Annotated in this window: 19 protein-coding genes; 2 read left to right on the forward strand and 17 right to left on the reverse strand. The window is 64.9% G+C overall.

The annotated features are described in order from the left end of the window. The first annotated feature begins 110 nt into the window (after positions 1–110). On the forward strand, positions 111–3,209 hold the full coding sequence (gene putA, locus OC446_RS07895) for a bifunctional proline dehydrogenase/L-glutamate gamma-semialdehyde dehydrogenase PutA (protein ID WP_262028494.1): 3,099 nt from the start codon (positions 111–113) through the stop codon (positions 3,207–3,209). 3 nt (positions 3,210–3,212) lie between these two features. Here the strand turns inward: putA and OC446_RS07900 are convergent, their stop codons facing one another. From OC446_RS07900 to OC446_RS07940, 9 genes are all read right to left on the reverse strand, one after another. After that, positions 3,213–4,247, reverse strand: a complete 1,035-nt coding sequence (locus tag OC446_RS07900) for a DUF2971 domain-containing protein (protein ID WP_262028495.1) — start codon at positions 4,245–4,247, stop codon at positions 3,213–3,215. Positions 4,248–4,257: 10 nt separating this feature from the next. Next, positions 4,258–4,809, reverse strand: coding sequence for a 2'-5' RNA ligase family protein (locus tag OC446_RS07905; protein ID WP_262028523.1), 552 nt, complete (start codon positions 4,807–4,809; stop codon positions 4,258–4,260). 91 nt (positions 4,810–4,900) lie between these two features. Beyond that, the gene (locus OC446_RS07910) at positions 4,901–5,302 is read right to left on the reverse strand and encodes a F0F1 ATP synthase subunit epsilon (protein ID WP_262028496.1); all 402 of its coding nucleotides are present in this window, start codon (positions 5,300–5,302) and stop codon (positions 4,901–4,903) included. A gap of 130 nt (positions 5,303–5,432) precedes the next feature. After that, complete coding sequence (gene atpD / locus OC446_RS07915) at positions 5,433–6,887, reverse strand: F0F1 ATP synthase subunit beta (protein WP_262028497.1); 1,455 nt, start codon at positions 6,885–6,887, stop codon at positions 5,433–5,435. A 21-nt stretch (positions 6,888–6,908) separates the two neighbouring features. Then, on the reverse strand, positions 6,909–7,781 hold the full coding sequence (locus tag OC446_RS07920) for a F0F1 ATP synthase subunit gamma (RefSeq protein WP_262028498.1): 873 nt from the start codon (positions 7,779–7,781) through the stop codon (positions 6,909–6,911). Between the two features lie 55 nt (positions 7,782–7,836). Continuing rightward, complete coding sequence (gene atpA / locus OC446_RS07925; protein WP_009493464.1) at positions 7,837–9,366, reverse strand: F0F1 ATP synthase subunit alpha; 1,530 nt, start codon at positions 9,364–9,366, stop codon at positions 7,837–7,839. After that, positions 9,366–9,938 carry a F0F1 ATP synthase subunit delta gene (locus OC446_RS07930; RefSeq protein ID WP_262028499.1) on the reverse strand — a complete coding sequence of 191 codons (573 nt, stop codon included), beginning with the start codon at positions 9,936–9,938 and terminating at the stop codon, positions 9,366–9,368. Before OC446_RS07930 ends, atpA begins: the two co-directional genes overlap by 1 nt. 289 nt (positions 9,939–10,227) lie before the next feature. Continuing rightward, positions 10,228–10,788: a histidine phosphatase family protein gene (locus tag OC446_RS07935; protein ID WP_262028500.1), complete on the reverse strand. Its 561-nt coding sequence runs from the start codon at positions 10,786–10,788 to the stop codon at positions 10,228–10,230. A gap of 32 nt (positions 10,789–10,820) precedes the next feature. After that, positions 10,821–12,983, reverse strand: coding sequence for a primosomal protein N' (locus OC446_RS07940; RefSeq protein ID WP_262028501.1), 2,163 nt, complete (start codon positions 12,981–12,983; stop codon positions 10,821–10,823). 46 nt (positions 12,984–13,029) lie between these two features. Here OC446_RS07940 and OC446_RS07945 point away from each other — a divergent pair, with 46 nt between their 5' ends. Beyond that, entirely contained in the window at positions 13,030–14,016 is a 987-nt protein-coding gene (locus OC446_RS07945; protein ID WP_410055032.1) for a tyrosine recombinase XerC, read from the forward strand. A gap of 114 nt (positions 14,017–14,130) precedes the next feature. On the opposite strand, the gene OC446_RS07950 is transcribed toward OC446_RS07945, so the two are convergent. The 8 genes from OC446_RS07950 to mdh form a co-directional block, all read right to left on the reverse strand. Then, on the reverse strand, positions 14,131–14,754 hold the full coding sequence (locus OC446_RS07950) for a thymidine kinase (RefSeq protein WP_262028502.1): 624 nt from the start codon (positions 14,752–14,754) through the stop codon (positions 14,131–14,133). A gap of 9 nt (positions 14,755–14,763) precedes the next feature. Beyond that, positions 14,764–16,164, reverse strand: a complete 1,401-nt coding sequence (lpdA, locus tag OC446_RS07955; RefSeq protein WP_262028503.1) for a dihydrolipoyl dehydrogenase — start codon at positions 16,162–16,164, stop codon at positions 14,764–14,766. 121 nt (positions 16,165–16,285) lie between these two features. Beyond that, positions 16,286–17,524, reverse strand: coding sequence for a 2-oxoglutarate dehydrogenase complex dihydrolipoyllysine-residue succinyltransferase (gene odhB / locus OC446_RS07960; protein WP_262028504.1), 1,239 nt, complete (start codon positions 17,522–17,524; stop codon positions 16,286–16,288). A gap of 68 nt (positions 17,525–17,592) precedes the next feature. Beyond that, a complete protein-coding gene (locus OC446_RS07965; RefSeq protein ID WP_262028505.1) occupies positions 17,593–20,553 on the reverse strand; it encodes a 2-oxoglutarate dehydrogenase E1 component in 2,961 nt (986 codons plus the stop codon). Between the two features lie 57 nt (positions 20,554–20,610). After that, positions 20,611–21,498 carry a succinate--CoA ligase subunit alpha gene (gene sucD / locus OC446_RS07970; protein WP_262028506.1) on the reverse strand — a complete coding sequence of 296 codons (888 nt, stop codon included), beginning with the start codon at positions 21,496–21,498 and terminating at the stop codon, positions 20,611–20,613. Next, positions 21,482–21,808, reverse strand: coding sequence for a hypothetical protein (locus OC446_RS07975; protein WP_262028507.1), 327 nt, complete (start codon positions 21,806–21,808; stop codon positions 21,482–21,484). Before OC446_RS07975 ends, sucD begins: the two co-directional genes overlap by 17 nt. 21 nt (positions 21,809–21,829) lie before the next feature. After that, positions 21,830–23,026, reverse strand: a complete 1,197-nt coding sequence (gene sucC, locus OC446_RS07980; protein WP_262028508.1) for an ADP-forming succinate--CoA ligase subunit beta — start codon at positions 23,024–23,026, stop codon at positions 21,830–21,832. Positions 23,027–23,095: 69 nt separating this feature from the next. Continuing rightward, on the reverse strand, positions 23,096–24,058 hold the full coding sequence (gene mdh / locus OC446_RS07985) for a malate dehydrogenase (protein ID WP_181050668.1): 963 nt from the start codon (positions 24,056–24,058) through the stop codon (positions 23,096–23,098). Between the last annotated feature and the right edge of the window lie 76 nt (positions 24,059–24,134).

Consider the following 24,134-nt stretch of genomic DNA (forward strand, 5'->3'; position numbering starts at 1 on the left):
ACGGTCTTTCTGCAATTCTTCCTCCGTTCATAAGGCTAAATCGTCAATTTCGCCATCGAAACACGGCCGGAGGCCTCCTATATTTCCGGATAATATCCAGAGGATTGTCGATGAGCCCTGCCCCCGTTGCCCCCCTGCCCTTCAACCCGCCCTTCGCGGAGGACGACAAGGCCTTGGCGGCCCGCCTTCTCGCGAGCGCCCGTCTTTCGCCGGAGCGCGAGAGGCGCGTGGACGAGCAGGCCACCCGCCTGATCGAGGCGATCCGCGCCAAGGGCGGCGGGCTCGGCGGCGTCGAGGAGATGCTCCGGGAATATGCGCTGTCCACCAAGGAAGGCCTCGCCCTCATGGTCCTCGCCGAGGCCCTGCTGCGGGTGCCCGATGCCGCCACCTCCGACCGGCTGATCGAGGACAAGCTGGGCCAGGCCGATTTCGCCGGCCACGAAGCCAAGTCCGACGCCTTCCTGGTTTCGGCCTCGGCCTGGGCGCTCGGCATCACGGCGCGGATCATCCAGCCCGGCGAGACGCCGGAGAGTATCCTGGGCCAGCTCACCAAGCGCCTCGGCCTGCCGGCCGTGCGCACCGCCACCCGCCAGGCCATGCGGGTCATGGGAAACCACTTCGTGCTCGGACAGACCATCGAGGAGGCGCTGAAGCGCGCCACCTCGTCCAAGGGCCGGATCTACCGCTATTCCTTCGACATGCTGGGCGAAGGCGCCCGCACGGCCGAGGATGCACGCCGCTATTTCGAATCTTACGCGTCCGCCATCGACGCGATCGGCCGCTCCGCCGGCAACGAGCCGCTGCCGAACCGCCCCGGCATTTCGGTGAAGCTCTCGGCGCTCCATCCGCGCTACGAGGCCACGAGCCGTGAGCGCGTGATGCGCGAGCTGGTACCGCTCGTGATCGCGCTGGCGCAGAAGGCGAAATCCTACGATCTCAACTTCACGGTCGATGCGGAAGAGGCCGACCGGCTCGAATTGTCCCTCGAGGTGATCGAGGCCGTGCTGGCCGATCCGTCACTTGCGGACTGGAAGGGCTTCGGGCTCGCCATCCAGGCCTACCAGAAGCGCGCCGGTTCGGTCGTCGATGCCATCGCGGCCATGGCCGAGAAATACGACCGCCAGCTCATGGTGCGCCTGGTCAAGGGCGCCTATTGGGACACGGAAGTGAAGCGGGCCCAGGAGCGCGGGCTCGACGATTATCCGGTCTTCACCCGCAAGGCGATGACGGACCTGCACTACATCGCCTGCGCCGAGAAGATGCTGGCTCTGCGCCCGCGCATCTACCCGCAATTTGCCACGCACAACGCGCTCACCGTCGCGTCCATCATCGAGCGCGCCGGCGGCACGGAAGGCTACGAGTTCCAGCGCCTGCACGGCATGGGCGAGGCGCTCTATGCGCGCCTGCTCGAGGATAATCCGGGCTTGGCGTGCCGCGCCTATGCGCCGGTGGGCGGCCATCGCGACCTGCTGGCCTATCTCGTGCGCCGTCTCCTGGAGAACGGCGCGAATTCCTCCTTCGTGTCGGTGGCGGCCGATCCGACCGTGCCGGTCCAGGTGCTGCTAAAGCGTCCTGCCGACATCATCGTGTCGGCCGACAAGGCGCGCCATCCCAAGCTCCCCCTGCCGCGCGATCTCTATGGCCCCGAGCGCGCGAATTCGAGGGGTGTCGAGTTCGGACATCGCGCCTCCCTCGACGGGCTCCTGGCCGAGATCGAGAAGGGGCGGCAGCAGACCTTCAAGGCCGAACCGCTGATCGACGGCAAGGCGGCGGCGGGCACGGCGCGTCCGGTCGTCAGCCCCATCGACGGCTCGACCGTGGTCGGACAGGTGACGGAAGCCTCGCCGGAGGTGGCCGACCGGGCCATGACGGCCGCGCAGGCAGGGTTCAAAGCGTGGAGCCGCACGGATGCGAAGACCCGGGCCCAAGCGCTTCAGCGCGCGGCCGACCTGCTGGAGGAGCGGCGCGGCGCATTGCTTCACCTGTTGCAGGTTGAAGCTGGCAAGACACTCGACGATGCGCTCTCCGAGGTGCGCGAGGCCGTCGATTTCCTGCGCTATTACGCGGTGCAGGGCAGCACCCTGTTCGGCGCGGGAGACACGATGCCGGGACCGACCGGCGAGAGCAACGTGCTGCGCCTTCGCGGTCGCGGCGTGTTCGTGGCGATCTCGCCCTGGAACTTCCCGCTCGCGATCTTCCTCGGCCAGGTCAGCGCCGCCCTGATGGCGGGCAATGCCGTGGTGGCGAAGCCCGCCGAGCAGACGCCGCTGATCGCGGATCTCGCCGTGCGCATCCTGCATGAAGCAGGCGTGCCCAAGACCGCCCTTCATCTCATGCCGGGCGACGGTCGTGTCGGCGCGCGTCTCGTGGAGCACAAGGACGTGGCGGGCGTGGTCTTCACCGGCTCGACCGAGGTCGCCCGCATCATCAACCGCACGCTTGCCAACAAGGACGCGGCCATCGTGCCGCTGATCGCCGAGACTGGTGGCATCAACGCGATGATCGTGGATGCCACCGCCCTGCCCGAGCAGGTGGCCGACGATGTGGTGATGTCGGCGTTCCGCTCCGCCGGGCAGCGCTGCTCGGCCCTGCGCCTGCTCTGCGTGCAGGAAGACGTGGCCGACCGGATGATCGAGATGATCGCCGGCAATGCCCGCGAGCTGAAGATCGCCGATCCGCGCGAGGTCTCGACCCATGTGGGTCCCGTGATCGACCGCGAAGCGAAAGACAAGCTCGACGCGCATATCGGGGCCATGAAGCGCTCGGCGAAAGTGCATTATGCCGGAGAAGCGCCCGCGACCGGCACCTATGTGGCGCCGCATATCTTCGAACTCAACAAGCCGCACGATCTCGCCCAGGAGGTGTTCGGCCCCGTTCTGCACGTGGTGCGCTACAAGGCCGACCGTCTGGAGGACGTGCTGCGCGCCGTCGAGAGCACCGGCTACGGGCTGACGCTCGGCGTCCATTCCCGCATCGACGCGACGGTCGCGCGGGTCGTGCAGGCCCTGTCCGTCGGCAACGTCTACGTCAACCGCAACATGATCGGCGCGGTGGTGGGCGTGCAGCCCTTCGGCGGACACGGCCTCTCCGGCACAGGCCCGAAGGCAGGCGGCCCGCATTACCTCCTGCGCTTCGCCACCGAACAGACGGTCACGATCAACACCGCCGCCGCCGGCGGCAACGCCAACCTGATCGCCATGGGGGAGTGAGAGCTACTTTCGGGAGTTCTTTGCAGATTTCTTTGGCGCTCCTGACTTTGTGAAGTCGGTGAGCGCTTCCGTCCACGCTATGTATAGCCGATCTGAATTTCGAGGATCTTCCCAAGATACGCGTTCGATATCAAATGAGTCGGCTGGTTGAACGATCTTCCAGATGACCGGATGCGGCTCATCTTCAAGGAATTGGAAGTATGAATCTTGGATTAATCTTTGATCCTGTTTGGATGAGTTCAATCCAAGTGTGATGGACTTTATCTGCAAATTTGGAAGATGAACATAGGCACCTTCCGGGAGAGACAATATCGAAATTTCATTTTTGAGCTTTTGGGCGGGTAGGATTAGCCGGTATTCTTGCTCGTATTGCCAGCCTACGCTTTTTTGCAGATAACTTCGATTGTACACTTGATGCTCTAGGTCGCGACCCTCTTTTACTGCGAGCGCACATACCTCTGTCGCTAAAACGGTCGGTCGCCGAGTGGTGTAATCAACTCGGTCTAGTAGCATGCCGGTTGGACGATTTGTGAAACCCGTCAACTCCAGACAAAATCCCGTGTGTGATGACGCGTAATGAGACCACATGCGTGGCTCATTCCATGTCTTGGACATGGAGAAGATGCGGGCGTCAGCAAAGCGCTCCTTCATGTAGGCAGTGATAAAATCTTTTGGTGAGCTTAGCGTGCCTAATATTCCACTCCCTAAGAGACCTTTCTGATCTGATGTAGATGAGGAAATGGATCTATTGAACGCTTCGAGTGCCGCCTCCGCAGAACTTTTCATATAGGCCGAGAGATTGTGATTTTTTGCTAACATGGCTCGTATATGGTCGGCTGCTTCTTCGTCATTCAAGTCATTATTTAGGTACGGAGTGCAGTCCGTCGGGTCATTTAGAACATTCTTGTGAGCGAAGAACAAAGCTTTGTGCTTGAAAAGCATGAATAGGGATAGGCGTGTGTGAGGCCCAAAGCCCATAAATTTGTAGTAGCTATCTTCAGGCTCACCAAACAAGCTCGCTATAGGACTATTACTCATCTTCCCCTGCTTACCCGTTATCAACTATTGGTGGTGACTGTAATCGGTTTTCTCGCTTGAAGCCAAGTGTTGCCACCCGCTCCCACGGCCCGCCGCGATACCACCACAGCTCCAGCCCGACCGCCTCCACCTCGAACGGTGTGAAGCCGTCGCGCAGCTCTTCCAGCAGAGCACGCGCGGCGGACGGGTGGACCTTGTTCTGCACGGTCACATGCGGCTGGTGGTTCTGCCGGTCTTGCGGCTTGAGCCAGTCATTCCATCGCAGCGCCAGATCGCGCCGCAGTCCTGCGAGTTCCGGCGAGGCGAGCGCATAGGCGACGCCGCTGCCGAGAGGACGCAGACCTGTCACGGCGAGCGTGAAGGGGGGCCGCTTGGAAGCGTGAGCCTCGATGTCCTGCTCGATGCGCGGCAAGTGCTCGCCCGGGAGTGTGTGAAACAGGGTCAGGTGGGCCGGGATGAAGTTTCGCTCGGGCGGAAAGTAGCACCGTCGTTGCGCGTCGAAAAAGGCATGGGAGTGCTCGTCGAGCTGGAGCGTGAGGATGAGCGGCGCGGTGGCTTCCATCAAAGAAAAACCCGGCTCGGGGCCGGGTTGTTTCAAGTCTGTTGAATCGGATCTGGTCTCAAAGGCGGGTCCCGCCTTCGGGTCCGAGGCTTCAGAAGTTCAGTGCCGCCTTGGCTTCGCGCAGCTGCGCGATGGCCGCTTCGGCCACGTGCTTGGCGGCCGGCTCATTGGTGGCATCGTAATGCATCTCGGCGGTCAGGATCTCCTGGTCGAGGATGTCCTGGGTGATCTCCTCCTCGGGGAGCGCGCGCTCGGCCAGAACCGTGAGGCCGTTCTGGTTGATGTCGGCGAAGCCGCCGCGGACGAGAATCCGCTTCCCATTGCCGGGCGTGCTGGTCACGACGAGGAACCCGGTCTTGAGGGTTGTCATCACGGGCGAATGGCCGGCCAGAACCGTCATGTCGCCTTCGGTCGCCGGCAGCACCACGGCGTCGACCTGGCCGGAGAACAGCACGCGCTCGGGAGAGACGAGTTCGAAAGTGAAGGTAGCCATCTGAGCTCCTCGTCATCCCGTGGCCGGTGGACGGCCGGGAATCGTTTGGGAGATACGCTTTGGAAAAGTCGTTCGGACAAGAACATCCCGGAGCGTGCGGACACGGCTCCGGGATGTCGCCTGTTGGAGATTAGGCGGCTTCGGCCGCGAGGCGCTGGGCCTTCTCGACGGCTTCGTCGATCGTGCCGACCATGTAGAAGGCCGCCTCGGGAAGGTGGTCGTACTGACCCTCGACCAGACCCTTGAAGCCCTTGATGGTGTCTTCGAGCGCGACGAGCTTGCCGGGCGAGCCGGTGAACACTTCCGCCACGTGGAACGGCTGGCTGAGGAAGCGCTCGATCTTGCGGGCGCGGGCGACGGTGAGCTTGTCCTCTTCGGAGAGCTCGTCCATGCCCAGGATCGCGATGATGTCCTGGAGCGCCTTGTAGCGCTGCAGCACCTGCTGGACCTGACGGGCCACGTTGTAGTGCTCGTCGCCGACGATGGCAGCCGAGAGCATGCGCGAGGTCGAATCGAGCGGGTCCACCGCCGGGTAGATGCCCTTCTCGGCGATCGAACGCGAAAGCACGGTCGTGGCGTCGAGGTGGGCGAAGGAGGTCGCCGGGGCCGGGTCGGTCAGGTCGTCGGCGGGCACGTAGATGGCCTGCACCGAGGTGATCGAACCCTTGGTCGTGGTGGTGATGCGCTCCTGCAGGGCGCCCATGTCGGTGGACAGGGTCGGCTGGTAGCCCACGGCCGAAGGAATACGGCCGAGAAGAGCCGACACCTCGGAGCCCGCCTGGGTGAAGCGGAAGATGTTGTCGACGAAGAACAGCACGTCCTGGCCCTGGTCGCGGAAGTTCTCGGCGACGGTGAGGCCGGTCAGAGCGACGCGGGCGCGGGCGCCCGGGGGCTCGTTCATCTGGCCGTAGACGAGAGCGCACTTGGAGCCGGCGGCCGAGCCGCTCTCACGCGGATCGACGTTCACCTTCGACTCGATCATCTCGTGATAGAGGTCGTTGCCCTCGCGGGTGCGCTCACCGACGCCGGCGAACACGGAGTAGCCGCCGTGCGCCTTCGCGACGTTGTTGATGAGCTCCATGATCAGCACGGTCTTGCCGACGCCGGCGCCGCCGAAGAGGCCGATCTTGCCGCCCTTGGCGTAGGGAGCGAGCAGGTCGACGACCTTGATGCCCGTCACGAGGATCTGGCCCTCGGTGGACTGCTCGGCATAGGACGGAGCGGGCTGGTGGATGGCGCGGGTGCCTTCGCCGACGATCGGGCCGGCCTCGTCCACCGGCTCGCCGATGACGTTCATGATGCGGCCGAGGGTGGCGGTGCCGACGGGCACCGAGATCGGCGCGCCGGTGTCGGCGACGGGCTGGCCGCGAACGAGGCCTTCGGAGGTGTCCATGGCGATGCAGCGCACGGTGCTTTCCCCGAGCTGCTGCGCCACTTCGAGCACGAGGCGGGTGCCGCCGTTCGTGGTCTCGAGAGCGTTGAGGATCTCCGGCAGGTGACCGTCGAACTGCACGTCGACGACGGCGCCGATGACCTGGGTGATGCGACCGGTCGCTTTACCGGCAGTGGTAGCGGTGTTGGCCATGATTGGCTCCTCTCGGATTCGTCAGAGCGCCTCGGCGCCTGAAATGATTTCGATCAGTTCCTTGGTGATCATCGCCTGACGCGACCGGTTGTAGGTCATCGTCTGCTTCTTGATCATCTCGCCCGCGTTGCGGGTCGCATTGTCCATGGCGCTCATGCGGGCGCCCTGTTCGGAAGCGGCATTCTCGAGCAGCGCGCGGAAGATCTGCACGGTGAGGTTCCGCGGCAGGAGCGTCGTCAGGATCTCGCCTTCCTCGGGCTCGTACTCGTAGACCGCATCGCTGGAGCCGGCGCTGGCCTCGATCTGGGCCGGGATGATCTGCTGCGCGGTCGGGATCTGGGCGATCACCGAGCGGAAGCGCGAGTAGAACAGGGTCGCCACGTCGAACTCGCCGGCTTCGAAGCGGGCGAGCACCTTCTGGGCGATCATGTCGGCCTGCTCGAAGCCGATCTGGCGCACGGAGCGCAGGTCCACGAGCTCGATGATCTGCTCGGCGAACTGGCGACGAAGGATGTCGTAGCCCTTCTTGCCGACGCAGATGATCTTGACCGTCTTGCCCTCGGCGAGCAGCCGGTTGGCATGGTCGCGGGCGAGACGGGCGATCGAGGAGTTGAACGCGCCGCAAAGACCGCGCTCCGCAGTACAGACGATCAGCAGGTGAACGCGGTCGGAGCCGGTGCCGGCGAGAAGACGCGGCGTTTCGGGCCCGACGGTGATGCCGGACGCGATGTTGCCGAGCACCACCGCCATGCGCTCCGCATAGGGACGCGCGGCTTCCGCCGCGGTCTGCGCGCGGCGCAGCTTCGCGGCGGCCACCATCTGCATGGCCTTGGTGATCTTCTGCGTCGCCTTGACCGAGGCGATGCGGTTACGAAGGTCTTTCAAGCTCGGCATCGAGCAGCCCTACCTCTCCGGTATCCCGGTTCGATCTTTAAGAGAACTCAAGCCTTTACGAGAAAGACTTGGCGTAGTTCTGGACGACGTCCTTGAGCTTCGCTTCCGAGTCGCTCGACAGGTCCTTCGAAGCGCGGATGGCTTCCAGGATATCGGCGTGCTTGCCGCGCAGGAGCGAGAGCAGACCGTCCTCGAACGCGCGCACCCGGTTGAGCGGCAGGTTGTCGAGGTAGCCGTTCACGCCGGCATAGATCACGGCGACCTGCTCTTCCATCTTCAGCGGCGAGAATTGCGGCTGCTTCAGGAGCTCGGTCAGGCGCGAACCGCGGTTCAGCAGGCGCTGCGTGGTGGCGTCGAGGTCGGAGCCGAACTGAGCAAAGGCCGCCATTTCGCGGTACTGAGCCAGCTCGCCCTTGATCTTGCCCGCGACCTTCTTCATCGCCTTTGTCTGGGCCGAGGAGCCCACGCGCGACACCGAGAGGCCGACGTTCACGGCCGGGCGGATGCCCTGGTAGAACAGGTCCGTCTCGAGGAAGATCTGGCCGTCGGTGATCGAGATCACGTTGGTCGGGATGTAGGCCGACACGTCGTTGGCCTGCGTCTCGATGACCGGCAGAGCGGTGAGCGAGCCCGCGCCCTGGCTGTCGTTGAGCTTCGCGGCGCGCTCCAGAAGACGGGAGTGCAGGTAGAACACGTCGCCCGGGTAAGCCTCGCGGCCCGGCGGACGGCGCAGCAGCAGCGACATCTGACGGTAGGCGACGGCCTGCTTGGACAGGTCGTCGTACACGATCACGGCATGCATGCCGTTGTCGCGGAAGAACTCACCCATGGCGCAGCCGGCGAAGGGCGCCAGGAACTGCATCGGGGCCGGGTCGGACGCGGTCGCGGCGACGACGATGGAGTATTCCAGCGCGCCGTTTTCCTCGAGCACCTTCACGAACTGGGCAACGGTGGAGCGCTTCTGGCCGACGGCCACGTAGACGCAGTAGAGCTTCTGGCTCTCGTCGTTGCCCTGGTTCAGGGGCTTCTGGTTCAGGATCGTGTCGAGCGCGACGGCGGTCTTGCCGGTCTGGCGGTCGCCGATGATCAGCTCGCGCTGGCCGCGGCCGACCGGGATCAGGGCGTCGATAGCCTTGAGGCCCGTCGCCATCGGCTCGTGCACGGACTTGCGCGGAATGATGCCGGGAGCCTTCACGTCCACGCGGCGGCGCTCGGTGGCCTGGATCGGTCCCTTGCCGTCGATGGGGTTGCCGAGCGCGTCGACGACGCGGCCGAGCAGGCCCTTGCCGACCGGCACGTCCACGATGGCGCCGGTGCGCTTCACGGTCTGGCCTTCGGCGATCTCACGGTCGGAGCCGAACACCACGACGCCGACGTTGTCGGTCTCGAGGTTGAGGGCCATGCCGCGCACGCCGCTCTCGAATTCGACCATCTCGCCGGCCTGGACCTTGTCGAGGCCATAGCAACGAGCAATGCCGTCACCGACGGACAGGACCTGCCCGACTTCGGTGACTTCAGCCTCGGTGCCGAAGTTCTTGATCTGCTCTTTGAGGATCGCGGAGATCTCAGCGGCTCGAATGTCCATCAGCGGACCTCTTTCATCGCTAGACGAATGGAATTGAGTTTGGTGCGCACCGAGGCATCCACCATGCGGGACCCCATCTTCACGATGAGACCGCCGATGAGGCTCGGGTCGATTTTGACGTCGACGGAGACGTCAGCCTTGGCGACGTCGCGCAGCGCCGCCTTGATTTCGTTGAGAACGGTGTCGGACGGCGCTTCCGCCAGGATGACCTGCGCCCGGACGATGCCCTTCGCGTCGGACACCAGGTTCTGGAAGGCGCGGATCATGTCGGGAAGCGCGAAGAGGCGACGCTTGGAGGCGACGAGGCGGATGAAATTGCCCGCGAGGCCCGAAATGCCGGCCTTGTCGAGAATGGCTCCGATCGCGGCCGACTGCTCCTCGGCCGTGAAGATGGGGTTCTGGATCAGGCGCTGCAGGTCGTCACTGCCGCGGATCAGCTGGTCGAAGCGGGCCAAGTCGCCGGCGACGGCGTCCACGGCATTCGCTTCGCGGGCGAGTTCGAACAGCGCCGAAGCATAGCGCAATGCTACGCCCGACAGGAGGGGTCCTTCTTGCGAACCGCTTTGCGCCACGTAACCGTCTCTCTCGTGTCTTAACGGGCCTTCGGACCGGGACGGCCTGCAGGAGGCGCTCGGGAAACCCGTCAGGTGTGGAAATGAGCCCGGGGCGGAAGCCTAATCCACCTGCCGGGCGAGGGTGCACTAGCATGGGTTTTTCTGAGGCGCAAGGCGAGCTAGGCCCTGTCTTGCCTGGAAAAAACCGGGTTGCCGATTAAGGTAAAGCGCCAGAGCCGCCTCCCCTCGGTGGAAGCAGCCCTCCTTCTCCGTACGGCATTTTCGGCCGCATGCCGCCGGAAAGGTCCTAAAGCTCCAGGGTGGCGACCTCGCAATTGGCGAGGAACCGGCCGGTGAGCCTGCTGAAGAAGGTGCCGTGTCCCACCACGGCGATCATCGTCTCCGGCCGCTCCGCGAGCCAGCCGCGGAACCGCTCGACCCGCTCCTCGAAGACGTGGGCCGGCTCATAGACGAAGCCTCTCTCGTTGATTTCGCCCTCGTTGTGCCACCAGACCTCGTCAAGATGATCGAAGGACAGGTGGGGGAACTCCCGCGACAGGTGCGAGACGGCGCTGCCGACGTCGCAGCTGCTCTCCAGGTGCTCCCGGTGGAGGCATTCCACCAGAATGGCCGGCCGGGCCGGATGGTCGCCGAACAGGCCCATGGTGGTCTGGATGGCCCGGGTCAGCGGCGAGGTCACGATAAGTTCATAAGGGTTCGGGCGCAGCTCGGGCGCCCGCTCGGCTACCTGCCGCAGGCCGAGCTCGGTCAGGCGCGCGTCGATATGCCCGGGATCCTCGCCATGCTCGGCGTAGTGGGCGTTGAAGGTCGATTGGCCGTGGCGGATGCAGTGGACGATCTTGGTCATGGGGCCTTGTCTTGCTGTTGGTGTTCTCTTGATCACAAAAAGCTCTGCGGATCCACGTCGATGGACACGCGGGTGTTGCCGCGGATCTTCGGGCATCGGGCCATCCAACCCCTCAGGTAGGCCTGGAGATCCACCTCCCGCTCGGTCTTCACCAGGAGTCGGAAGCGATAGCGGCCGCGGATCAGGGCGAGGGGCGCCTCGGCCGGGCCCAGCACCGTGACGCCGGGCGGCGGTTCGGCCACGAGGGCCATGGCGCGGGCATGGGCCTCCGCCGCCTCGCGCTCGGCCGCCGAAACGATCAGGGAGGCGAGCCGTCCGAAGGGAGGCAGGCCGGCCATCTCGCGGACGCGGGTCTCCTCCTCGTAGAAGCGTTCGGCGTCGCCGGAGATGAGCGCCGCGATCACCGGATGGTCGGGCTGCCAGGTCTGGACGAGCGCCCGGCCCGGCTTCTCGCCACGCCCGGCCCGGCCGGTGACCTGCTGGAGCATCTGGAACGTGCGCTCGGCGGCGCGCGGATCGCCGGACGTGAGGCCGATATCGGCGTCGAGAACGCCTACCAGGGTCATGAGCGGGAAGTTATGCCCCTTGGCCACGAGCTGGGTGCCGATGACGATGTCGAACTCGCCCGCCGCGATCGCCGCCAGCTCCGCCCGCAGTCGCTCCGTGCCACCGGGAAAATCGCTCGACAGGACGATGCAGCGCTTGTCCGGAAAAAGCTCGGAGGCCTCCTCGGCGATTCGCTCGACGCCCGGCCCGCAGGGCACCAGCGAATCGACGGTGCCGCATTCCACGCAGGCGTGCGGGGTCCGTTCCACATGGCCGCAATGGTGGCAGACCAGGGAGCGCCGGAAGCGGTGCTCCACCAGCCAGGACGAGCAGTTCGGGCATTCGTACCGATGGGCGCAGGCCCGGCAGAGGGTGAGCGGCGCATAACCTCGCCGGTTGAGGAAGAGCAGCGCCTGCTCGCCCCGGGCGACCGTATCCTCCACGGCCGCCACCAGGGTCGGCGAGAGCCAGCGGCCCTTGGGCACGGCCTCCTTGCGCAGGTCCACGGCCCGGATCTGCGGCATGGAGCGCCCCCCGAACCGCTCGGGCAGCTTCACATGGCGGTAGCGCCCGCGCTCCACATTGACCCTGCTTTCAATGGAAGGCGTGGCGGAGGCCAGCACCACGGGGGCGTTCTCGATCTTGCCGCGCACCACCGCCATGTCGCGGGCATGGTAATGGACGCCATCGTCCTGCTTGTAGGCGGTCTCGTGCTCCTCATCGACGATGATGAGGCCGAGATCCGCGTAAGGCAGGAACAGGGCCGAGCGGGCGCCCGCCACCACCTTCACCTCGTTCGCCGCGATGGCCGCATAGAGCCGCTCCCGCTTCCGGCCCGTGACGCCGGAGTGCCAGGTGGCCGGCTTCACGCCGAATCGGGCAGCGAAGCGGTCGAGGAACTGGGCCGTCAGCGCGATTTCCGGCATGAGGATCAGCGCCTGCCGGCCATTCCGCACGGTTTCGGCCACCGCCTCGAAATAGACTTCCGTCTTGCCGGAGCCCGTGACGCCTTCGAGCAGGATCACGGGAGCATGCTCCTCGCCCATGGCGGCAACAAGCTCCTCGGCTGCCACCTGCTGGCCGTCGGAGAGCGCTGTATGACCGAAGGCGGGATCGGGCATCTCGGCCACCGGCTCGGCCAAGAGCGCCACGGTCTCCAGGACGCCCTCGTCGATGAGGCCATTGACCACGCCCGCACTGACACCAGCCGCATGGGCCAGCTCGCTTTTGAGCCGCACGGCTCCATCCTGGGCGATCTCCATGACCTTCTGCCGCGCGGGCGTCATGCGCTTCGGCAGGGCTCCTGCGAGCTTCACACCGACGCGGACGACCTCCTGACGGTCCGGATCCGGGATCTTCAGCCCCATGGCGAGGGCCGAGCCCTTGGGCGCCAGGGTGTACCAGGCGATCCAGTCCAGGAACTTGCGCATCCTAGGCGACAGGTTCGGCGCGTCGATCACGCCGGTCACCTTCTTGAGGTTGCCCCCCTGCCCGTCCCGCATCCCCCAGACGACCCCGGCCACCTCACGGTTGGAGAGGGGCACCTGCACGACATCGCCCTCCTCGACGGCGAGGCCCTCCGGCACGGCATAGGAATAGGCCGTGTCCAGCGCCAGCGGGATGAGGACATCGGCGATGCGGCTTGTCATCGATAAGGAGTTAACCTGTGAATGTTAGGGTCCTGCCCTTGCATAAATGGGACTCATGTCAAGCAGCGCCACACAAAATGTTCTCGATCTGGTCCTTCCCGGCACGGACGATACCCGCCGGGAGGCGATGGCCTGGCTTGCTTCGCTCGCCAAGGAACGAAGGCTTTCGGCCAAGACCGTCGAGGCCTATGGGCGGGATCTGCGCCAATTCCTGGCCTTTCTCACGAACCATCTCGGCGAGCCGCCGAGCGTCAAGGGCATCTTGAGCCTGAAGCCGATGGACATCCGGTCGTTCCTGGCGGCCCGGCGGATGGATTCGGTCGGAAGCCGCTCGCTCATGCGCCAACTCGCGGCCCTGCGCTCCTTTGCCCGCCACTTGGAGCGGGAGGGCCACGGCACGGCCTCGGCTTTCGCGGCGATTCGCACCCCGAAGGTGGACAAGAACCTGCCGCGCCCTCTCTCCGCCGCCTCGGCCGTCGCGGTGACCAGCGCCGACACGCGGGCGTCGGAGGACCGTAAGCCCTGGATCCTCGCCCGCGACGCCGCGGTTCTTTCCCTCCTTTACGGGGCAGGCCTGCGCATCTCGGAGGCGCTCGGCCTGCAGCGGCGCGATGCCCCGGTGAACGGCATCGACGCGGTCACGGTGACCGGCAAGGGCGGCAAGATGCGCAGCGTGCCGGTCATTCCGCCGATCCAGCGCGCGGTCGAGGAATACCTGCAGCTCTGCCCCTACGCGGTTCCGCCAGAAGGCCCACTCTTCGTCGGAGCACGGGGCGGCCCGCTCTCGCCCCGCATCATTCAGCTCGCCGTCGAGGAACTGCGTGGGGCGCTGGGTCTGCCGGACAGCGCCACGCCTCATGCTCTGCGCCATTCCTTCGCGACCCATCTTCTCGCCAAGGGCGGCGACCTGCGCGGCATCCAGGAACTCCTGGGCCACGCCTCCCTCTCGACGACCCAGCTCTACACGAAGGTCGATGCGGCACGATTGATGGACGCCTTCAACGCGGCGCATCCGAGGGCCAGGGTGAAGTAGCTTTCCACGTGTCATTCCCGGCCATGTGTCGGTGATCTCGATTGGACAAGCGCAGTGGCTCACAGAAGCGTCATGGCCGGCATAAGGCCGGCCATGACGGCGGAGGATCGCGGGTTACTCGGCCGCGATGGAATGCGCCAGGAGCTGGCGCGCTGCGGGGCCGATGTCGCCCTTCGTCCAATGAGGGCGGCAGACGGACACGTAGCGGCCCTCGCCGCCGATCTCCACCACTTCGCCCGAGCGCACGGCCTCGCCGTTGCGGTCGTATTTCAAGATCATCGTGGCCTTGCGGCCGCAATGGCAGAGCTGCTTGATCTCCTGAAAGTCCTCGGCCAGCGCCATCATGGTCACGATGGCGTCGCTGAACAGGGTGCCGTAGACGTTGTTCTTCAGCCCATAGGCCATGACGGGGATCTTCAGCTCGTCGACGATCCAGGCCAGCTGGCGGACCTGTTCGGCCGTCATGAACTGGACTTCGTCGATGAGGATGACTGTCACCTTCTTCCGGGCATGCTCCGCCGCCACGTAGGCGGCGATATCCTCGTCCTTGCGCAGCGGGATCGCATCGGCCTCGAGGCCGATGCGCGACTTCACCTTGCCGACGCCGAAGCGGTCGTCGATCAAGCTCGTGAACAGCAGCACATGGCCGCCGTTCTCGATGTAGTTGTATCGGACCTGCAGGAGATGGGTCGTCTTGCCTGCATTCATTACCGAGTAGATGAAGTGAAGCTTTGCCATGAATCCATGTTACATATGGATGGCGCGCTTCTCCACCGCCAAAGCCGCTTCCTTCACAGCTTCCGCGAGCGTCGGATGCGCGTGGCAGGTGCGGGCCATGTCCTCGGAGGATCCACCGAATTCCATGGTGATCGCCGCCTCGTGGATGAGGTTGCCCGCTTCAGGGCCGATGATGTGCACGCCGAGCACCTTGTCGGTGGTCGCATCGGCCAGGATCTTCACGAAGCCGTCCGTGGTGCGGTTCACCTTGGCGCGGCCATTGGCCGTGAAGGGGAACTTGCCGACATTGTAGGTGACGCCCGCGGCCTTCAGTTCTTCCTCGGTCTTGCCGATGGAGGCGACCTCGGGGAACGTGTAGACCACGCTCGGGATCACGTCGTAGTTCACGTGGCCCGCCTTGCCGGCGATGATCTCCGCCACCGCGACACCCTCGTCCTCGGCCTTGTGGGCGAGCATGGGGCCGGCGATCACATCGCCGATCGCATAGATGCCGGTGACGTTGGTGGAGAAATGCGCGTCCGTCTGGATGCGGCCGCGACTGTCGAGCTGGACGCCCACGTGGTCGAGGCCCAGGCCCTGCGTGTAGGGCACGCGACCGATGGCGACGAGCACCACGTCAGCCTCGATGGTCTCAGCCGCGCCGCCAGCAGCGGGCTCGAAGGTGAGCGTCGCGCCCTTGCCGGTGTTCTCCACCTTGGTGACCTTGGAGCCGAGCTTGAACTGGAAGCCCTGCTTGGAGAGGATGCGCTGGAAGTTCTTGGCGACCTCGCCGTCCATGCCGGGCAGGATGCGGTCGAGATATTCCACCACCGTCACCTCGGAGCCGAGGCGACGCCACACGGAACCGAGCTCCAGGCCGATCACGCCGGCGCCGATGACCACGAGGCGCTTCGGCACGCTCTCGAGTTCGAGCGCGCCCGTGGACGAGACCACGATTTTCTCGTCAATCTCGATGCCGGGCAGGCGCGTCACGTCCGAGCCCGTGGCGATGATGATGTTCTTCGTCTCGAGCACCTGGTTCGAGCCGTCCTCGGCGGTCACTTCGACCTGGCCGGGAGCCGCGATGCGCGCGGTGCCGATGAAGGCGTCGATCTTGTTCTTCTTGAGCAGGAACTCGACGCCCTTGGTGTTGCCGTCGACGCCTTCCTGCTTGAAGGACTGCATGGTCTTGAGATCGAGGGTCGGCATCGACACGCCGATGCCGAGACCAGCGAAGTGATCCCGCGCTTCCTCGAACATGTGCGAGGCGTGCAGCAGGGCCTTGGAGGGAATGCAGCCCACGTTGAGGCAGGTGCCGCCATGGGTCTTGCGCTTCTCGACGACGGCGGTCTTCAGACCGAGCTGCGCGGCCCGGATGGCGGCCACGTAGCCGCCGGGGCCGGTGCCGATGACGATAACATCGTAGGACATGGGAGTGATCCCCTTGAACGTCATGGCCGGGCTTGTCGCGGCCACCCACGTCTTGGGGTAGCCGCCCGGCTCGAAAGGCGTGGATGCCCGGCACGAGGCCGGGCATGACGAAGTGTTGCGATTACAGGTCCAGAACCAGACGGGCCGGATCTTCCAGCGCGTCCTTGACCCGCACGAGGAAGGTCACGGCTTCCTTGCCGTCGACGATCCGGTGATCGTAGGAGAGCGCGAGATACATCATCGGACGCACGACGATCTGGCCGTTTCGGACCACCGGACGCTCCTCGATGCGGTGCATGCCGAGGATGCCCGATTGCGGCGCGTTGAGGATCGGCGTCGACATGAGCGAGCCGTAGATGCCGCCATTGGTGATCGTGAAGGTGCCGCCCTGCATCTCGTCGATGGAGAGCTTGCCGTCGCGGGCGCGGCGGCCGAAATCGGCGATCTTCTTCTCGATGCCGGCGACCGAGAGATCGTCCGCATCGCGCACCACGGGAACCACGAGGCCCTTCTCAGTGCCGACCGCAATGCCGATGTGGTAGTAGTTCTTGTAGACGAGGTCCTGGCCGTCGATCTCGGCATTCACCGCCGGAACGTCCTTGAGCGCCTGGATCACCGCCTTGGTGAAGAAGCCCATGAAGCCGAGCTTGGTGCCGTGCTTCTTCTCGAACACGTCCTTGTACTGGCTGCGCAGGTTCATAACCGCGCTCATGTCCACGTCGTTGAACGTGGTGAGCATGGCGGCGCTGTTCTGCGCATCCTTCAAGCGGCGCGCGATGGTCTGACGAAGCTTCGTCATCTTCACGCGCTCTTCACGCTCCGCATCGACGGGAGCCGAGGGAGCGCGGACCTGGACCGGAGCCGCGGGCGCTGCCGCCGAAGCGCCGCCCGTGGCGATGGCGGCGAGCATGTCGCCCTTGGTCACGCGGCCGTCCTTACCGGAGCCGGCGACGCCCGCCGGGCTCACGCCGCTCTCGGCCGCGAGACGGGCGACCGCCGGGCCGTGATCCTTGGCGGCGCCGGGGGCGGCCGCTGCGGGGGCAGGAGCGGGAGCGGCGGCAGGGGCCGGAGCAGCCTTGGGGGCTTCCGCTTTCGGAGCGGCCGCGGGAGCAGCGGCTGCGCCGCCCTCGACGATGGAGCCGAGCACCGCGCCGGGGGTCACCGTCTCGCCGTCCTTGGCCACGATGTCGCCGAGCGTGCCGCTCGCGGGAGCGTTGACCTCGAGCGTGACCTTGTCGGTCTCGAGCTCGAGCACGGGCTCGTCGGCCTTCACGGGATCGCCGGGCTTCTTGAACCAGCGGCCGATGGTGGCCTCTGACACGGATTCGCCAAGGGTGGGTACGCGGATTTCGGTTGCCATGGTCGTCTTTGGGTCTTGCGGGGCTTGAGGTTAGGCCCCTCGGAATGGGGAGAGAACTTTCGCGGCGATCAAGCCGCGAAAGCCTCGTCGAGGAAGGCCTGCAATTGGGCCGTATGCTTGGACATGAGGCCGGTCGCGGTGGCCGCCGAGGCGGGGCGGCCCACATAGCGCGGACGATCCACCTTGGAGCCGGCCGTCTTGAGCACCCATTCGAGATAGGGCTCGACGAACATCCAGGAGCCCATGTTCTTGGGCTCTTCCTGGCACCACACCACGTCGGCCTTCTTGAAGCGGGACAGCTCGGCCGCCACGGACTTGGCCGGGAACGGATAGAGCTGCTCGACGCGAAGCAGATAGACATCGTCGATGCCCCGCTTCTCGCGCTCCTCGAGCAGGTCGTAGTAGACCTTGCCCGTGCAGATCACCACGCGCCGGATCTTGTCGTCCTTCACCAGCTTGATGCCCTCGGACGCACCCTGGGCGCTGTCGCGCAGGACGCGGTGGAAGGAGGTTCCCTCCGAGATGTCGGCGAGGCCGGACGTGCAGCGCTTGTGGCGCAGCAGGGATTTCGGCGTCATCAGGATCAGCGGCTTGCGGAAGTCGCGCTTCAGCTGGCGGCGCAGGATGTGGAAGTAGTTGGCGGGCGTCGAGCAGTAGCCAACCTGCATGTTGTCCTCGGCGCACATCTGCAGGAAGCGCTCCAGGCGGGCGGAGGAATGCTCCGGACCCTGGCCCTCGTAGCCGTGAGGCAGCAAGCAGACGAGGCCCGACATGCGCAGCCACTTGCGCTCACCCGAGGAGATGAACTGGTCGAACACCACTTGGGCGCCGTTGGCGAAGTCGCCGAACTGCGCCTCCCACAGGGTCAGGGCGTTGGGCTCCGAAAGGGTGTAGCCGTATTCGAAGCCGAGCACCGCCTCTTCCGACAGCATCGAGTTGATGACCTCGTAGCGGGCCTGGTTCTCGCTGATGTGGTTGAGGTTGGTGTAGCGCTCCTCGTTCTCCTGGTCGGTGAGGACCGAGTGGCGCTGCGAGAAGGTGCCGCGCTCGACGTCCTGGCCGGAGAGGCGCACGCGATGGCCTTCGAGCAGGAGCGAGCCGAAGGCGAGCGCCTCGGCCATGGCCCAATCGAGACCTTCGCCGGTCTCCAGCATCTTCTTGCGGTTGTCGAGGAAGCGCTGGATCGTGCGGTGGACGTGGAAGCCCTCCGGCACCGTGGTGAGCGCCTTGCCGATCTGCTGCAGGGTCTCGGACGACAATCCGGTCTGGCCGCGACGCGGATCGTCCTGGTCCTCGCGGACCGCCTTGAGACCCGACCAGCGCCCGTCGAGCCAATCGGCCTTGTTGGGCTTGTAGTTGGACGCGATGTCGAACTCGGCATCGAGCTTCGAGCGCCAGCTCGACTTCATCTCCTCGACCTCGGCCTCGGTGACGACGCCTTCCTCGACGAGCTTCTTGGAATAGAGCTCGACGATCGCCGGGTGCGACCGGATCTTGCGGTACATGAGCGGCTGGGTGAAGGCCGGCTCGTCGCCCTCGTTGTGGCCGAAGCGGCGGTAGCAGAACATGTCGATGACAACGGGCTTCTGGAACCGCTGGCGATATTCAGCCGCCACCTTGGCGGCGAACACGACGGCTTCCGGATCATCGCCGTTCACGTGGAAGATCGGCGCCTCGACCATCTTGGCCACGTCCGACGGATAGGGCGAGGAGCGCGAGAAGCGCGGATCGGTGGTAAAGCCGATCTGGTTGTTGATGATGAAGTGGATCGAGCCACCGGTGCGGTGACCGCGCAGGCCGGACAAGCCGAGGCACTCCGCCACCACGCCCTGGCCGGCAAAAGCGGCGTCACCGTGGATGAGCAGCGGCATCACGGCCGTGCGGTTGTCGGGCGTGCAGCCGTGCTGGTCCTGCTTGGCGCGGACCTTGCCGAGCACGACGGGATCGACGATCTCGAGGTGTGACGGGTTGGCGGTCAGCGACAGGTGGACGTTGTTGCCGTCGAAGGTGCGGTCCGAGGAAGCGCCGAGGTGGTACTTCACGTCGCCCGAGCCTTCCACGTCGTCGGGCGCGAAGGAGCCGCCCTTGAACTCGTGGAACAGGGCCCTGTGCGGCTTGCCCATCACTTGTGTCAGCACGTTGAGGCGGCCGCGATGGGCCATGCCGAACACGATCTCCTGCACACCGAGATTGCCGCCGCGCTTGATGATCTGCTCGAGGGCCGGGATCAGCGACTCGCCGCCGTCGAGGCCGAAGCGCTTGGTGCCCGTGTAGCGGACATCCAGGAACTTCTCGAACCCTTCCGCCTCGACGAGCTTGTTGAGGATGGCGCGCTTGCCTTCCTTGGTGAAGGTGATCTCCTTATCGGGACCTTCGATGCGCTCCTGAATCCAGGCCTTCTCGACGGGGTCGGAGATGTGCATGAATTCGACGCCGAGCGTCTGGCAGTAGGTGCGCTCCAGGATCGCCACGATCTCGCGGATCGTGCCGAATTCCATGCCGAGCACGTTGTCGAGAAAGATCTTGCGGTCCCAGTCGGCTTCCGTGAAGCCGTAATGGGACGGATGCAGTTCCTGGTCGTTCGGACGCGGATTGATGCCGAGCGGATCTAGCTTCGCATGCAGGTGGCCGCGCACCCGGTAGGCGCGGATCAGCATGATGGCGCGAATGGAATCGCGAGTCGCCTGCTGCACGTCGATCTCGCTGATCTCGGCGCCCTTGTCTTGAGCCTTCGCCTTGATCTTGTCGCCCACCGCCTTCTCGACCTGGGCCCAGTTGCCGTCGAGGGCGGAGATCAATTCGCCGTTGGCATGGATCGGCCAGTTCGGCTTTTCCCAGGAGGGGCCGTTGGCCGCCTTCTCGACAGCCTGCTTGTCGTCCCTTAAGGCACCGAAGAAGGCCTGCCACTCGGCGTCGACCGAGCCGGGATCCTTCTCGTAGCGGGCCTGGAGCTCCTCGATATAGGACGCGTTGGCCCCATAGAGGAAAGCGGTGTTCAGGAAGTTTTCGTTGGCGTCTTGGCGTGCCATGGCAACCTACAATCCAAAAAGCTGTTTGGCCGCCCCATCGTCGGGGCGGCCTGTTCGTTATCGACCCTTGAGAACCTCGACCAGGGTCTTGCCGAGGCGGGCCGGCGACGGGGAGACGCGGATGCCCGCGGCCTCCATGGCGGCGATCTTGTCCTCGGCACCGCCCTTGCCGCCGGAGATGATGGCGCCGGCATGGCCCATGCGGCGTCCGGGAGGAGCCGTGCGGCCGGCGATGAACCCGACCATCGGCTTCTTGCGGCCCTTCTTGGCCTCGCGGGCGATGAACTCGGCCGCCTCTTCCTCGGCCGAACCGCCGATCTCGCCGATCATGACGATCGACTCGGTCTTGGGGTCGGACAGGAACATGTCGAGCATCTCGATGAATTCGGTGCCCTTCACCGGATCGCCGCCGATGCCGACCGCCGTCGTCTGGCCGAGGCCTTCATTGGTGGTCTGGAACACGGCCTCATAGGTGAGCGTGCCGGAACGCGACACGATGCCGACCGAGCCGGGCTTGAAGATGTTGGCCGGCATGATGCCGATCTTCGACTCGCCGGCGGTCACGATGCCGGGGCAGTTCGGCCCGATGAGGCGCGACTTGGAGCCGACGAGGGCGCGCTTCACGCGCACCATGTCGAGCACCGGGATGCCTTCCGTGATGCAGACGATGAGCGGGATCTCTGCCTGGATTGCCTCGCAGATGGCGTCCGCCGCGCCCGGGGGCGGAACGTACACGACCGAGGCGTCGGCGCCGGTCTTCTCGCGCGCTTCCATGACCGTGTCGAACACGGGCAGGTTCAGGTGCGTGGAGCCGCCTTTGCCCGGCGAGGTGCCGCCGACCATCTTGGTCCCGTAGACGATGGCCTGCTCGGAATGGAAGGTCCCGTTCTTGCCGGTGAAGCCCTGGCAGATGACCTTGGTATTCTTGTCAATCAGGATGGACATTCGTGTTTCCTGTAACTCGACCGAGGGTCGATCCAAGTTTCTGAATGAGTAATGAGATCAGGAGTAGAACGCCGGCCGTCACGGTAGCGATGCAGAACAGGCCCGCCGCCAATGCGAGGACATGCCTTGTGCCGCCTGGTGCATCGAGATAGCCGCTTAAGCTACCCAGCAGGCAAATTAGTACAGCGCCGACAACGATCAAAACCACGGCATACAGCCAGATCTTTTTCACAGCACGCGAAACACTACGTTGGCCGCCATCGTCTTTGAGGAGCCAAGTCGCTGTTTCGAGTATCAGATCCAGAGCCATCGCTGTATGCCGCTTCGAGCCTTAAGCCTTGCGAACCGCGTTCACGATCTTCTGGGCGGCGTCGTCGAGGTCGTCCGCCGGGATCACGTTGAGGCCGGATTCGCGGATGATCTGCTTGCCCTCTTCCACGTTGGTGCCTTCGAGGCGCACCACCAGCGGAACCTGCAGGCCGACGGCCTTCACGGCCGCGATCACGCCGCGGGCAATGACATCGCACTTCATGATGCCGCCGAAGATGTTGACCAGAATGCCCTTCACGTTCGGATCGGCCGTGATGATCTTGAACGCCGCCGTCACCTTCTCCTCGGAAGCGCCACCGCCGACATCGAGGAAGTTCGCCGGCTCTTCGCCGTAGAGCTTGATGATGTCGAGCGTCGCCATGGCGAGGCCGGCGCCGTTGACCATGCAGCCGATGGTGCCGTCGAGGGCGATATAGGCGAGGTCGTACTTGGAGGCCTCGATTTCCTTCTCGTCCTCTTCCGTGATGTCACGCAGCGCGACGATGTCGGGATGACGATAGAGGGCGTTGCCGTCGAAGGAGATCTTGGCGTCCAGGCACTTGAGGTGCTGGTCCTTGGTGATGATCAGCGGGTTGATCTCCAGCATCTCCATGTCCTTCGCGATGAAGGCCGTGTAGAGCTTGGTCACCAGGTCCTCGGCTTCCTTGGCGAGCGCGCCCTTCAGGCCGAGCGCCTTGGCGACCGTGCGGCCGTGGTGGGGCATCACGCCGGTGGCCGGATCGACCGAGAAGGTGAGGATCTTCTCAGGGGTGTCGTGGGCGACCTGCTCGATGTCCATACCGCCTTCCGTCGAGACGACGAAGGCAACCTGGCCCGTGGCGCGGTCGACCAGCATGGACAGGTAGAGTTCGGTGTCGATGTCGGAGCCGTCCTCGATGTAGAGGCGGTTGACCTGCTTGCCGGCTTCGCCCGTCTGGATCGTCACCAGGGTGTTGCCGAGCATCTGCTTGGCAAACTCCTTGACCTCGTCGATGGACTTGGCGAGGCGTACGCCGCCCTTCTCGCCGGCGGCGGCTTCCTTGAACTTGCCCTTGCCGCGACCGCCCGCGTGGATCTGGGACTTCACGACCCAGAGCGGACCGCCGAGTTCTTGTGCCGCGGCTTCCGCCTCGTCGGCGGAGAAGATGGCCTTGCCGCGGGAGACAGGCAGGCCGAATTCCTTCAGGACCGCTTTGCCTTGATATTCATGGATGTTCATTCGTTTCTCTCCGCGTCAGCGGTTGAAGACGTGGATGGCCGGCACGGAGCCGGCCAACACGTTCGATGATTAAGCGAGGGTCGCGTTGATCTGCTTGCAGGCGTCGACGAGGCCCTGCACGGAGGCGACGGACTTCTCGAACATGGCCTTCTCGTCGGCCGAGAACTCGACCTCGACGATGCGCTCGACGCCGTTCTCGCCGATCACGATCGGAACGCCCACGAACATGTCCTTCACGCCGTACTGGCCGTTGAGATAGGCCGCGCAGGGCAGGACGCGCTTCTTGTCCTTGAGGTAGCTCTCGGCCATGGCGATGGCGGAGGCGGCCGGAGCGTAGAAGGCGGAGCCGGTCTTGAGCAGGTTGACGATCTCACCGCCGCCCTTGCGGGTGCGCTCGACCATAGCGTCGAGCTTCTCCTGCGAGGTCCAGCCCATCTTCACGAGGTCGGGCAGCGGAACGCCGGCAACGGTGGAGTAGCGCACCAGCGGCACCATGTCGTCGCCGTGGCCGCCGAGCACGAAGGCGGTCACGTCCTCCACCGACACGTTGAACTCTTCGGCCAGGAAGTGGCGGAAGCGGGCCGAGTCCAGCACGCCGGCCATGCCGACGATCTTGTTCTGCGGCAGGCCGGAGAACTTCTGGAGCGCCCACACCATGGCGTCGAGCGGGTTGGTGATGCAGATGACGAAGGCGTTCGGGGCATATTGCTTGATGCCGTTGCCGACCGCTTCCATGACCTTCAGGTTGATGCCGATCAGATCGTCGCGGCTCATGCCCGGCTTGCGCGGCACGCCGGCGGTCACGATGATCACGTCGGCGCCTTCGATGGCCGCGTAATCGTTCGCGCCCTTGTACTTGGCATCGAACCCATCGACCGGCGCGGATTCGGCGATGTCGAGACCTTTGCCCTGCGGGATGCCTTCCGCGATGTCGAAGAGCACGACGTCGCCGAGTTCCTTCAAGCCGACGAGATGGGCGAGGGTTCCGCCGATCTGGCCTGCACCGATGAGCGCGATCTTTTTCCGGGCCATGGTCTGTCCTTGGGTTTTGGCAAAAGCCTTATTTGAGGCGCCGCCTTTTTGAGGTGGCGCTGTTTGCCATGAGAGA

This window comes from Microvirga sp. Mcv34 (genome assembly GCF_024519725.1).
In the GTDB taxonomy this organism is placed as follows: domain Bacteria; phylum Pseudomonadota; class Alphaproteobacteria; order Rhizobiales; family Beijerinckiaceae; genus Microvirga.

Coding starts and splice junctions, on each gene's coding strand:
- putA (WP_262028494.1), top strand. CDS start 111: ATGAGCCCTGCCCCCGTTGCCCCCCTGCCCTTCAACCCGCCCTTCGCG.
- OC446_RS07900 (WP_262028495.1), bottom strand. CDS start 4,247: ATGAGTAATAGTCCTATAGCGAGCTTGTTTGGTGAGCCTGAAGATAGC.
- OC446_RS07905 (WP_262028523.1), bottom strand. CDS start 4,809: ATGGAAGCCACCGCGCCGCTCATCCTCACGCTCCAGCTCGACGAGCAC.
- OC446_RS07910 (WP_262028496.1), bottom strand. CDS start 5,302: ATGGCTACCTTCACTTTCGAACTCGTCTCTCCCGAGCGCGTGCTGTTC.
- atpD (WP_262028497.1), bottom strand. CDS start 6,887: ATGGCCAACACCGCTACCACTGCCGGTAAAGCGACCGGTCGCATCACC.
- OC446_RS07920 (WP_262028498.1), bottom strand. CDS start 7,781: ATGCCGAGCTTGAAAGACCTTCGTAACCGCATCGCCTCGGTCAAGGCG.
- atpA (WP_009493464.1), bottom strand. CDS start 9,366: ATGGACATTCGAGCCGCTGAGATCTCCGCGATCCTCAAAGAGCAGATC.
- OC446_RS07935 (WP_262028500.1), bottom strand. CDS start 10,788: ATGACCAAGATCGTCCACTGCATCCGCCACGGCCAATCGACCTTCAAC.
- OC446_RS07940 (WP_262028501.1), bottom strand. CDS start 12,983: ATGACAAGCCGCATCGCCGATGTCCTCATCCCGCTGGCGCTGGACACG.
- OC446_RS07945 (WP_410055032.1), top strand. CDS start 13,030: ATGGGACTCATGTCAAGCAGCGCCACACAAAATGTTCTCGATCTGGTC.
- OC446_RS07950 (WP_262028502.1), bottom strand. CDS start 14,754: ATGGCAAAGCTTCACTTCATCTACTCGGTAATGAATGCAGGCAAGACG.
- lpdA (WP_262028503.1), bottom strand. CDS start 16,164: ATGTCCTACGATGTTATCGTCATCGGCACCGGCCCCGGCGGCTACGTG.
- odhB (WP_262028504.1), bottom strand. CDS start 17,524: ATGGCAACCGAAATCCGCGTACCCACCCTTGGCGAATCCGTGTCAGAG.
- OC446_RS07965 (WP_262028505.1), bottom strand. CDS start 20,553: ATGGCACGCCAAGACGCCAACGAAAACTTCCTGAACACCGCTTTCCTC.
- sucD (WP_262028506.1), bottom strand. CDS start 21,498: ATGTCCATCCTGATTGACAAGAATACCAAGGTCATCTGCCAGGGCTTC.
- OC446_RS07975 (WP_262028507.1), bottom strand. CDS start 21,808: ATGGCTCTGGATCTGATACTCGAAACAGCGACTTGGCTCCTCAAAGAC.
- sucC (WP_262028508.1), bottom strand. CDS start 23,026: ATGAACATCCATGAATATCAAGGCAAAGCGGTCCTGAAGGAATTCGGC.
- mdh (WP_181050668.1), bottom strand. CDS start 24,058: ATGGCCCGGAAAAAGATCGCGCTCATCGGTGCAGGCCAGATCGGCGGA.